Annotated in this window: 11 protein-coding genes; 3 read left to right on the top strand and 8 right to left on the bottom strand. The window is 40.8% G+C overall.

What is annotated here, in order from left to right; all coding sequences use genetic code 11:
• Positions 1-140 precede the first annotated feature (140 nt).
• Together BIV59_RS21865 and BIV59_RS23875 are read right to left on the bottom strand one after the other, a co-directional pair.
• The gene (locus tag BIV59_RS21865; protein ID WP_240501973.1) at positions 141-2,006 is read right to left on the bottom strand and encodes an SLC13 family permease; all 1,866 of its coding nucleotides are present in this window, start codon (positions 2,004-2,006) and stop codon (positions 141-143) included.
• A gap of 671 nt (positions 2,007-2,677) precedes the next feature.
• Complete coding sequence (locus tag BIV59_RS23875; protein WP_170846225.1) at positions 2,678-2,830, bottom strand: hypothetical protein; 153 nt, start codon at positions 2,828-2,830, stop codon at positions 2,678-2,680.
• Positions 2,831-2,920: 90 nt separating this feature from the next.
• On the opposite strand from BIV59_RS23875, the gene BIV59_RS23980 reads away from it, so the two are divergent.
• Together BIV59_RS23980 and BIV59_RS21875 are read left to right on the top strand one after the other, a co-directional pair.
• Positions 2,921-3,220, top strand: a complete 300-nt coding sequence (locus BIV59_RS23980; protein WP_205684407.1) for a penicillin-binding protein — start codon at positions 2,921-2,923, stop codon at positions 3,218-3,220.
• A 350-nt stretch (positions 3,221-3,570) separates the two neighbouring features.
• Positions 3,571-4,083: a YkyB family protein gene (locus tag BIV59_RS21875; RefSeq protein WP_071353571.1), complete on the top strand. Its 513-nt coding sequence runs from the start codon at positions 3,571-3,573 to the stop codon at positions 4,081-4,083.
• Between the two features lie 137 nt (positions 4,084-4,220).
• Here the strand turns inward: BIV59_RS21875 and BIV59_RS21880 are convergent, their stop codons facing one another.
• From BIV59_RS21880 to corA, 4 genes are all read right to left on the bottom strand, one after another.
• Positions 4,221-5,126 carry a chemotaxis protein gene (locus BIV59_RS21880; RefSeq protein WP_071353580.1) on the bottom strand — a complete coding sequence of 302 codons (906 nt, stop codon included), beginning with the start codon at positions 5,124-5,126 and terminating at the stop codon, positions 4,221-4,223.
• Between the two features lie 169 nt (positions 5,127-5,295).
• On the bottom strand, positions 5,296-5,754 hold the full coding sequence (locus tag BIV59_RS21885) for a DinB family protein (RefSeq protein ID WP_071353572.1): 459 nt from the start codon (positions 5,752-5,754) through the stop codon (positions 5,296-5,298).
• A gap of 48 nt (positions 5,755-5,802) precedes the next feature.
• Positions 5,803-6,294, bottom strand: coding sequence for an RDD family protein (locus BIV59_RS21890; RefSeq protein WP_071353573.1), 492 nt, complete (start codon positions 6,292-6,294; stop codon positions 5,803-5,805).
• 146 nt (positions 6,295-6,440) lie between these two features.
• Entirely contained in the window at positions 6,441-7,430 is a 990-nt protein-coding gene (corA, locus tag BIV59_RS21895) for a magnesium/cobalt transporter CorA (RefSeq protein WP_071353574.1), read from the bottom strand.
• A gap of 165 nt (positions 7,431-7,595) precedes the next feature.
• Between corA and BIV59_RS21900 the strand changes: the two genes are divergently transcribed.
• The gene (locus BIV59_RS21900; protein WP_071353575.1) at positions 7,596-8,741 is read left to right on the top strand and encodes an aminotransferase A; all 1,146 of its coding nucleotides are present in this window, start codon (positions 7,596-7,598) and stop codon (positions 8,739-8,741) included.
• 118 nt (positions 8,742-8,859) lie between these two features.
• On the opposite strand, the gene BIV59_RS21905 is transcribed toward BIV59_RS21900, so the two are convergent.
• Together BIV59_RS21905 and BIV59_RS21910 are read right to left on the bottom strand one after the other, a co-directional pair.
• Complete coding sequence (locus tag BIV59_RS21905; RefSeq protein ID WP_071353576.1) at positions 8,860-9,738, bottom strand: NAD(P)-dependent oxidoreductase; 879 nt, start codon at positions 9,736-9,738, stop codon at positions 8,860-8,862.
• Positions 9,739-9,782: 44 nt separating this feature from the next.
• Entirely contained in the window at positions 9,783-10,568 is a 786-nt protein-coding gene (locus BIV59_RS21910; RefSeq protein WP_071353577.1) for an SDR family oxidoreductase, read from the bottom strand.
• Between the last annotated feature and the right edge of the window lie 360 nt (positions 10,569-10,928).

Raw genomic sequence — 10,928 nt, forward strand, 5'->3', positions numbered from 1 at the left:
ATGGTTTTTTGCCGTAATGTTTATGCAGTTTTTCGTTAACTTTGCTGAGATGGAACATGGCGGCTGATTTCCGCTTCAGGATATTCACTTTCCCCGGGCACCTTACTATCCAAACAAACCGATTAACAAAGAGCCTGTGGTTAAAACGGGAAAAATAATGGAATAGTGAAAATCATGATAATCCCGATTAATATTTGGAGCAATATGCCAATCAGCGCGAAATCTTTAAGCCTGTATTCACCTGCGGTCATAACCAGTGCATTGGTAGGAGATGCAACAGGCGTTGTAAATGCCATGCTCGCAGCTACTGCAACAGACATCAAAATCGGGTCGGGGCTGTAGTGCATATTAATGGCGCATGTAAAGGCAATAGGCGCAATTATAATAGCGGCGGCAGCATTCGAAATAAATTGACCCAAAAGCATCGTCAATAAATAAAAACCTGCCAAAACGCCGTATGGACCTAGATCACCCAGGGATTTTTCCAGCCAGGTGCTGATCATTAATAATCCGCCCGTCTTTTCCAATGCCCCAGAAAGCGGAATCAAGGCTCCAATAAGGATTACCGACTCCCATTGCACTCTCTGATAGGCTTCTTCAATAGACCTTACACAGCCTGTTACAATCATCAGAAATGCGGCTGAAAGAACGGCAATAGTCGGCGAGATAATATCAATGGACAAAAAGAGAATCATAAGCCCGGTAATAACAGCAGCCATTAACGCCTTTCTGGCCGAGTAAGGGCTCCTTTCACTTTCTTCCGGGGCACTCCCAATTACGATAATATCCTGTAAATCAGCAGATATTCGTTCTATATTTTCCCATTTCCCATGAATAAGAAGTGCATCTCCAGGATTAAGCTGTTCATTTCCTGCGTCAGCCTGAATATATTCTCCCTTCCGGTTAATGGCAAGAACGCTGCACTGATATTTTTCCCTAAAATGGATATCACGCAATGTCTGGTTTTCATAATCTGAATTGGGCATGATCAAAATTTCTGTCAGTCCGAATTCACTGCTGGCAAAATGGCTTTTTATCTGCTCTGTATTAAAATACTTTAACTCTAGTTCATAGTCCTTAGCGAGGCGGCATACATCATTCTCTGCACCAAAAACTAAAATAATATCTTCAGGATGGAAGATTTCATCTGCACTCGCCGACAAAGTATCCTCTTTTACCGAGGCATCGGGACCGGATTTCTCTTCGTTGTCCCTTTTGATTTCAATTACGGTAATTTCATACTTTTCCGGAAGCTTCAGGTCGGAAAGTCTTTCTCCAACCAGGTCAGAATGTGCCGGGATATGAAGATAATGCAGCCTGTCATAAATTTTATACATGCCGGCAAGCTCTCCAGCTGAAAGCCCTTTTATCCCGCTTCCAGCTGGTGCAGACCGGTCAGGAAGCAGTTTTCTTCCTGCTGCAAGCATAAATATAAGCCCTGCTGCAAGGATAATTAATCCAATCGGAGTAAAGTCAAAAAATTTAAAACCGTCAAAACCATTTTTCTTAAGTACTGCATCCACGATCAAATTTGGAGGTGTCCCGATCAATGTCAGAACTCCGCCCATGCTGCTTGCATAGGCAATGGGAATCAGAAACCGCGACGGACTGGCTTTCTGCTTTATCGCCATGCTCATGACAATCGGCAGCAAAATCGCCACGATCCCTGTTCCGCTTAATAATCCGCTTAATATGGCAGTGGTAATCATACTAATGATAAGAAGTCTAAGACTGCTTCCCTTGCTCATTTTGATTACCTGTGAGCCAATCACTTCAGTCAGTCCTGTATTAAAAATTCCGGCTCCAACGATATAAAGGCCGGCTATCATGATTACCACAGAATTCGAAAATCCGGATAAAACTTCATCAGGCGTCAATATACGTGTTAAACCCAGTGCCAACAAGGAGGCTAAGGCAATTAAATCGGCTCTGAATTTGCCATGGATAAGGAAAACCAATGTAAAAAAAAGTATAATCATTGTTAAAAACAATGGCAGAGTCATCATTCTGTTACCCCCGTATAGGTGTTCATCAATAAAGCAAGAATGAAATCTTCCTGTAAAGATTGCACTCCTTTTTCTATCTATTTTTCTGATTCGTCTCAATCATATTAAAAAAATACTATATTCTGCTTATTGTGCACATAGTTTATTATTATTAGGAAAACAGTATATAAAAGATAGGCGGTTAATAAATGAACCTATTTTTCTATATTTATTCACTAAAAGCACACCTGTCCTCATCCCTCATCGCAGGCATTGAACATGCTAAGCATCAAAAAGATAAAAACTTTTAGGCATAAATACTGAAGGAAAAACCCGCCCTCATTTCTCCAGAAATGCTTTATGAGCAATTGTGCAGATTTGCCTTTTTTTATCACCGGAACTGAAATTCCCATACTATGGAGATAATATGAAAAATGCGTGCGGCCGTTTTATATATAGTAGCGTTATTTATGATTTCAACATACAGTATTGTTAGTAATTATATGATCAAAAGCATCTGTATGCTTTCCCAATATCTTTTTGGTTATCTGTCTGGATTAAGAGTTGCTGAAACATTCTATTTGCACTTTATATAAATTATATCATTCTACAAGCATTCTAAGTACATCTTTCATATTTTACCTTAAACTTCTATCTTTTAGTTAAAATATGTTTTACTTCACCTGATTTTCTCAATGCCTTTTAAAACCATACCTATACAGCAATGCTGCAGCAAGCTGCAAACCTCTTCTGCCCGGAATTCTCCTTGTTTCCCTATCCTTCTCTGCTGCTGTGTATCGTAAATAAGTCAGGATAAAAGACAGCACATCAAGGTCTTCAAGCACAGTTTACTTTTCCTTAAAACATATAATACAGGCTCCAAATAAACAAAACACCATACACTGTAAGGAATAAGAGAAAAAGGAGGTTAACCCATGCAACAGCAATTTTATCCATCAAATCATATAAACATTCCTTATTCCTTTTACTCGCGCAATGGACAATATCAGGATCAAAGATTTTTTCCCCTGCTGCCATTTGTAGCAGGACTTGCCATTGGGCCATTATTATTCCGCCCTTTTGCACGGCCATTTTATCCGCCTTACCCGCCAATACAGCCAGGCTATCCATTCCCTCCATATCCTGCTTATCCTCCTTACCCAGGATATCCGCCTGTTTACGGCAGCCAGGCAGGCGTGACAGAAAATATTAACATTTATAATCAGCAAAGGTAAACGAAGCCTGAAATTTTTCTCCCAAGTAATTTTTCCCGCGGGCTGGCAGGGATGCTCTCCCCCGCACGCCTGCAGTCTTTCTGCCGCTTCTCCCGCACAACCGCTGTACTCAAGTTTTTGGTTAAACCTTTGGGGTTTTAATTAGCAAGCCTGAAAAAAGTGAAACTTTCCATCAAGTTTCACTTTTGCTGTGCGAGAACCCCCACATTTCCTGCCTGCCATATTTTTATCCTCATGAGCTTGGATAAGACCCGGCCGTTTTTTCCTTCATTCTTTTATTTTCCTTCTTTTTTGGAAATGGTATAATATGTACTGCATGCTAAAAGCTACTTTAGGAAAGGAGTTTCCCTATGAACCAGAATAAAGGGCAAACTGACGACAATGACCATGCGGAGGCCAATTCTCTTGCCCAGGCTATCTTCATAATCAATAAACATGCAAAAACTGCTCCGGAGCCAAAACAGTTATATGAATTGAAGCGGCTTTCTTTAAACAAACTCCTTAGTGAGGGAAAGGCAAAAAAAATGGGTCTGCATTTCTCTGATCATCCAAAATTTTCAGCACAGCAATCGGATGTTATTATCAGTTGCGGAGAATATATTTTTCACCTGCCCCCGACAAGGGAAGACTTAAAGACTTTGCCTCATTTAGGCAGCAGATCGCAATCTGTCAGAAATCCAAAAACCGTCCTTTCCTTAAATCGGGCAAAACAAATACTTCAGGCTTATATAGGACAAGCCGCCTGCAATGCACTAAATAAAAAAGACAGCCACAAACGCCCTGCCGGCCAAAAGACAAATTCAAAAAAGTCATTTCAGAACACCTTCCCCTCCTCATTTTTAGGAAAGGGATTTAAGTATTAAAGCACCGGGATCCCTTTTCTGCATCTCCTAGCAATCAATACTTCTAAAACGATTTCATTTGCCACCAAATCAAAAACGCCCAAAGAACATATATGTCCTTTGGGCGTTTTTGTCTGCTTTTCTCTTGAATGGACAAATTATAGGATTAACTGATCAATAAGGCCAATTAATTCTGCTATTTCCGGCTTGCTCACTTGCGCATCTGCTCCAACCATGTTTCCTTTATGCAATAAATCATCTGTAATGAGTGAAGAAAATATGATAACAGGCAATTTTTTCAGCTTGCTGCTTTCCTTAATTCTTTTGGTAAAATGATGTCCGTCCATTTGCGGCATCTCAACGTCTGTCAGAACCAATTGAACACTTGTTTCAATGTCCCCGCCTGTTGAAACGATTTCCTCCAGATATGATAGTGCATCCTGGCCATTCTCAAAGAAGTCAATATTATGAAAGCCCGCCTCGCTTAGCGTATCCTGCAAGAGCTTTCGCAATAATGCCGAATCTTCTGCCACAACAATCTTTTTATTAGATCGTTCACGGGTTCCCAGCTTCCTCACCTGCTGAATGTTAATCCCGGACTCCGGATTGATATCAACCACAATTTTTTCAAAGTCCAAAAGCAGGATCATTTCACTATTTAACTTTATGACTCCGATAATCTGGCTGTCCAGCCCCTGATACATATTAGAAGGCTTTTCAATCTGATTCCAGGAAATCCTATGTATCTGTGTCACATTATGTACATGAAAAACAATCTTCTGTTTATTAAATTCCGCTACAATGAATTTATCTTGGGCCGGGTTATCTGAGCCTTTAAATCCGAGAGCTTTTGCCACATCAATTATAGGCAAAACTTCGCCTCTCAGTTCAATGATTCCCTCAACATGACCATGTGCATGGGGAATTTCTGTAATGCTTACCGGATTGATAATTTCCTTTACTTTTATAACATTAATCCCGAATTTATTTTTCCCTATGGAAAATTCAACGATTTCCAGTTCATTTGTTCCGCTTTCAAGAAGAATTCCTTTATTGCTTTCCATATCTCCCTCGCCTTTCCTGCAGCCAAATCTCGTTATAGGCTCTTGCCAGCTGCGGTATTCCATTTTATCTATTTTATGAATTTCTTGGTTCTCTATATTAATGTCGGCAATCTTCTGTATTTGTTTAATGCCGCAGAAAAAGCAGACTGCATATGCAATCTGCTTTATACTACCTGCAGCAATTAATGATTTGTTCTTGATGATGCAAATCATGGGAAGTAAAATCAGCCAAGTATTCTCTTAGTGTCAGGCTATGTTCCCCAATATAAAAAGGCGCATCCAGCATATCATCAGATTGCCTGTTAACAAACTCTTTCATTTCCTCTCTTATCTCGAGGAGTTTATTTAATAGTTCTTCTTTTGAAATGCCGCTTGCAGCAAACTTTTCTGCTTCCTTATTAAACTCTTGAAAATCAGGATACGGACTAAGCTTCGCATTCTTTGCAATGAATGGAAACCGTTCATGAAGGGAAAATGTATCCCAGAAATAAATGTGGCTGATAATGGCTGCAGGCGGCCATTTCCCTTCTGAAACAGGGGTTATCCATTCTGTTTCATCCATTTCCTTTAAGCTTTGGAGCCACTCGGAATATTTCGTATAATGATCAGCAATCTCGTTTCTTTCCACAAAATCCCTCCTTTTTCTTCTAATGACCCTGCAGTACCTAATATGACATCAATTCCGGGATTTCACTACAACCGTTCCGGCAATTAAGTCATGCAGGGACTGCTTTTTTTCAGTAAAAGCTGCCATAATATAGCCAATATAAAAAATGCCAGACAAATACATAGCAAAAAACCTGCCGAAAGCTCTCCAAAAAGATATTCTTTTCCCTTCCAGATCCGTCACTTTCAGGCCTATTAGCTTCTTGCCCAAGGTCGCCTGCCACTTTGAAGAATTCATCAAAGAAAAATATAAAGTGACTGCGATAAACGTAATAAGGAACAGTATGATCATTCCAATTATTAGGGCTGCTGAATCGGAATCTGAGAGTGTTTCATCAGAAAATCCGTTTGCGGCCCCCATTATTAACATAGTAATGAAAAAATAAATGGCATAAAGCGGAATGCCGACAATGATTCCGTCAATCAGATAAGCAGCTGCGCGAATCCAAAACCCTGCATACTCTTTCTTTTCTTCATGCTTCGTCAATTCTGCAAATTCCATGGTCCACCTCCAGAATATGATTGATTTGTAAAACTATGAAAATATACCATGTAAAATTATAGCAAATTTTTACAAAAAACCGCAACCGCACGAGTGCATAAAAATTGAAAAAAGCAGGAATATTTCCATCCCTGCTTTTACCTGCATTATCTTCTGTTTAGACTTTTTTTTCTTTTTCTTCTTCCAGATCCCAGCCAGCCTCTTTTCACGAAATACAAAAACATGCAAAGCGCAATTCCAAGCATAACGGCCCAAACAATATAATAGCCATAATGCCAATTCAGCTCTGGCATGTTTTTAAAATTCATTCCATACACGCCTGCTATAAATGTCAGCGGCATGAATATGGTCGTAATTACGGTCAAGGTCATCATGGTGGTATTCATGTTATTGGAGTTCAGCGACAAATAGCTGTCTCTGATGTCTGATGAAAAATCCCTGTAGGATTCAAGCATTTCAGCAAGCTTCAGCAGATGATCGTGCACATCATTGAAATAAAGATGCTGTTCTTTCAAATAGCTTAGCCGTTCTGAATGAATCATTCTGTACAGCATATCCCTCATCGGCAGAATGGTTTTTCTTAATTTTGACAAATCTGCCCTGAGGTCAAATAATTGATCCATCAGTTCACTGACCGTATCGTTCTTGGTGTTATCTTCTATTTCATTCAATTCTGTTTCCATTTTATATACAGGGGGGAAATATTCATCCACCGTTTTATCAATTAATGAATGCATCAAGAAAAACGGGCCCCTTTTAAGGCTTTTGCTGTCCTGCATACTTTTCCAGTTAGCTTCCAGTTCCGGAACAGGCTCCTTATGAAACGTTACAATAAAATTTTCCCCGACAAACATATCCAATTCTACTGCACTAAGCCCCTTCTGTTCAAGAGAATGTATGACCAGAAACTGATAATCTTCATAAAAATCCATTTTTGGGCGCTGATTGAAATTATCCATACAATCCTCAATAGCCAAAGGGTGAAAATGATAGAAATCTGTCAGCATTTTCATTTCCTGCTCATCAGGATTATAAAAATCCGCCCAATGCCACTGAATATTATTATCTTTTACATCTTCCAATGATGACCCAAAAACGGGTTCATGATCATTTCCGATTCTGCATATTCGTATCACAATATCATATCCTCATTAAAAATTTGCTCATGCTCTATGTATCAATACCAATGCCTACTTCATTATAGTCAAAAATAATCCTTCTGAAAAGCTGTGTAAATATCAATGGTATTCAGCTGCCGTAAAATGATAAAATGAATGAAAGAAAAGGAGGCACCACTGCTTATGGAACATTTACTCAATCCACTTGTCAAAGAAATAGAGATTTCCGGAATCAGAAAATTTTACAATATGGTAGCCCACATTGAAGGCACTCTTTCATTGACACTTGGCCAGCCTGACTTTCCGACTCCGGCGCATATTAAAGAGGCCGCTAAGCTTGCCATCGACCAGGATTACACTGTTTATACACATAATGCCGGATTCATCGAACTGAGAGAAGCCGCATCACAATATGTACAAAAGAAATATCAGCTAAAGTACAAGGCAGACGATGAAATCATTGTCACTGCCGGTGCCAGTGAAGCCATTGACATTGCCTTCAGGACAATTCTTAGCCCAGGATGTGAAGTCATCCTCCCGGGTCCAGTTTACCCCGGGTATGAACCCCTCATTAAAATGTGCGGCGCAAGCCCCATATATGCAGATACAAGGTCCAACGGCTTTCGGCTGACTGCAGAAATCATCCAATCGTACATAACAGAAAATACCCGCTGCATTGTCCTTCCCTACCCGTCCAATCCGACCGGTGTAACGTTAAGCAGGGAAGAGCTGCAATCAATCGCTGAACTTGTAAAAGGCCGTGATATATTCATTCTGGCTGATGAAATATACAGTGAGCTAGTTTATGAACAAAAACACTCCTCAATCGCGGAGTTCCTAAGGGATCAGACCATTCTCCTTAATGGATTATCCAAATCCCATTCCATGACAGGCTGGAGAATCGGTTTTTTATTCGCACCTGCTTCCATTTGCCGGCATATCTTAAAGGTCCACCAATATAATGTAGCCTGCGCATCTTCAGTTTCCCAAAAAGCTGCGATTGCCGCACTGACAGAGGGCTTTAATGATTCACTGCCTATGAAAGAAGAATACTCAAAAAGACGGGAATATGTATTCCAGCGTTTAGTTGACATGAATCTTGAAATCGTTAAGCCAGACGGTGCCTTTTACTTTTTTGTCAAAATCCCGGCAAATTACGATACTTCATTGGCTTTTTGTCTTGAACTTGTTGAAAAAGCAAAAGTCGCGGTTGTTCCCGGGGATGCGTTTTCTCCGTTGGGTGAAGGATATTTCCGCATATCCTTCGCTTATTCATTAGAAACGTTAAAAACAGCTCTGGATCGAATGGAAAAGTTCCTTTCGAAATAAGCCCAGCTGCAGGAAATCAAGCTTCATAATAGAAAAAGCATACTGCCATGGGCAGCATGCTTTTTCTATTCATTCGAAACCCCTGCTTTGACTTAGTTGCACAAAATTACCTCAAAATTCATTTCCAGTACTTATATAATGCCTGTGTACCGCTGTTTTCCTCTCCATCACGAGAAAGCTTTTCATAAAGTGATTCTGCAAGAGAAAGACCGGGTACTTCCATATCCATCCTTTTTGCTTCCTCTAAAGCGATTTTCATATCTTTAATAAAATGCTTAATGAAAAATCCAGGTTCAAAATCTCCTTTCACCATTCTAGGTGCAAGGTTAGACAATGACCAGCTTCCGGCAGCTCCTGTGGAGATGCTTTTTAACACAGTTTCCGGATTAAGCCCTGCCTTTTTTGCATAAACAATTGCTTCCGTAACTCCAATCATATTGGAAGCAATGGCAATCTGATTACACATTTTTGTATGCTGCCCTGAGCCTGCAGGTCCCTGATATACAACATTTGTGCCAAGCAAATCAAAAATTTGCTTCATCTCCCTGAAGTCTTCTTCATCACCGCCAGCCATGATCGCCAATTTTGCATCCCGTGCCCCAATATCTCCTCCAGAAACAGGTGCATCCAGAGCTTTCAGCCCTTTACTCTTTGCCGCATGATAAATCTTTTCAGCAAGCGATGGAGTCGAAGTGGTCATGTCAATCAGATAAGTGCCTTCCTTGGCATTTACGACGACTCCGTCTTTACCTAAGTAAACCTCTTCTACATCTTGAGGATACCCTACTATAGAAATAATCACATCTGCCTTTTTCGCAAGTTCTCCTGGAGACACAGCCCATTTTGCGCCTTTTGCGAGAAGCTCCTCCGCTTTCTCCTTGCTCCGGTTATAAACGAACAGTTCAAACCCTGCGTCCAGCAGGTGGCGTGCCATGCTTTTCCCCATAACTCCAGTTCCAATAAACCCTATTGCTGTAATTTTTTTATCCAAACCCATAATGCCAGCTCCTATATCAAACGTTATATTTTTTTATCATGATGTTAAATCGATTTCACCATACCGCCATCCACTAAGAATGCCTGTCCGGTCATATAGGTATTTGCTCCTGATACTAAGAAAGCAGCAAACCTCGCGAACTCCTCCGGCTCCCCGTAGCGTCCCAGCGGAATGGAGGATAACATGGTTTGTTTCATTTCTTCAGCGCTGATTCCCTTTTTATCTCCATTGATTTTATCAAGCTGAGCAACCCGGTCTGTCGCAATCCTTCCCGGACCGACAGTGTTGATAAGGATATCATGTGGTGCAAGCTCTGCTGCCAGGGTCTTGGCCAAGCCCACGATTCCTGTTCGGAAGGTATTCGACAAAGCCATTCCCTGGAGGGGTTCCTTGATGGAAGATGAAGCTATATTGACAATTTTTCCGCCATTCCTTTTCAGGTGCGGCAGGCTCTCCCTAATGATCCGTATGTAACTCAATAAATTCAGCTCGAACGCATTCTGCCAGTCTTCATCTGATAAATCTTCAAACGAACCTGCAGGAGGGCCGCCGGCATTATTAACTAAAATATCCAATCGTCCAAACTCAGATACAGCAGCTTTCACCATAGCGCTGATATCTTCAGCTTTGGTGATGTCAGTTTTAATATAAGCTGCCCGGCCATATCCCAGCCTATTGAGATCTTCAGCAAGCTTGGCAAGTTTCTCGCCATTTCTGCCTGTCAGCATCACATTTGCTCCCTCTTTTAACAGTTCCTCTGCAATTGCCTTCCCTAGCCCCTGGCTTGAAGCTACAACAAGAGCAGTTTTATCAGTTACTTGTAAATCCATCTTTCATCCTCCCCTTTCAAAAATTTGAATTTTTCTTTATTATTATACTTCTTATTTTGTCTGCCGTGAAAAATCTGCACTTCTCTTTTTGCTTTGACAAAGGCTGTTTTCGTTATCTTTGCTCCTATGGAACAAGGGGTTGATTTCCGCTCAAGGATGCCCGCTTTCCGTGGGGCGGGCAGTGAGCCTCACAAGCAATGCTTGCGGGGTCTCACCTTCCTGCTAATCCCACAGGAGTCTCGCACCTTACACTCCAATCAAACCGGTTTAACAACGGGATAGCCTCGCAGAACTCTTTAATTAAAATGATTCTTTAAAAAAAGAGCCAAAATAATTCACACCTAATACGTTTCATATCTC

The organism is Bacillus sp. MUM 13 (assembly GCF_001866725.1).
GTDB lineage: Bacteria > Bacillota > Bacilli > Bacillales > DSM-1321 > Peribacillus.

Coding starts and splice junctions, on each gene's coding strand:
- BIV59_RS21865 (WP_240501973.1), bottom strand. CDS start 2,006: ATGATGACTCTGCCATTGTTTTTAACAATGATTATACTTTTTTTTACA.
- BIV59_RS23980 (WP_205684407.1), top strand. CDS start 2,921: ATGCAACAGCAATTTTATCCATCAAATCATATAAACATTCCTTATTCC.
- BIV59_RS21875 (WP_071353571.1), top strand. CDS start 3,571: ATGAACCAGAATAAAGGGCAAACTGACGACAATGACCATGCGGAGGCC.
- BIV59_RS21880 (WP_071353580.1), bottom strand. CDS start 5,126: ATGGAAAGCAATAAAGGAATTCTTCTTGAAAGCGGAACAAATGAACTG.
- BIV59_RS21890 (WP_071353573.1), bottom strand. CDS start 6,294: ATGGAATTTGCAGAATTGACGAAGCATGAAGAAAAGAAAGAGTATGCA.
- BIV59_RS21900 (WP_071353575.1), top strand. CDS start 7,596: ATGGAACATTTACTCAATCCACTTGTCAAAGAAATAGAGATTTCCGGA.
- BIV59_RS21905 (WP_071353576.1), bottom strand. CDS start 9,738: ATGGGTTTGGATAAAAAAATTACAGCAATAGGGTTTATTGGAACTGGA.
- BIV59_RS21910 (WP_071353577.1), bottom strand. CDS start 10,568: ATGGATTTACAAGTAACTGATAAAACTGCTCTTGTTGTAGCTTCAAGC.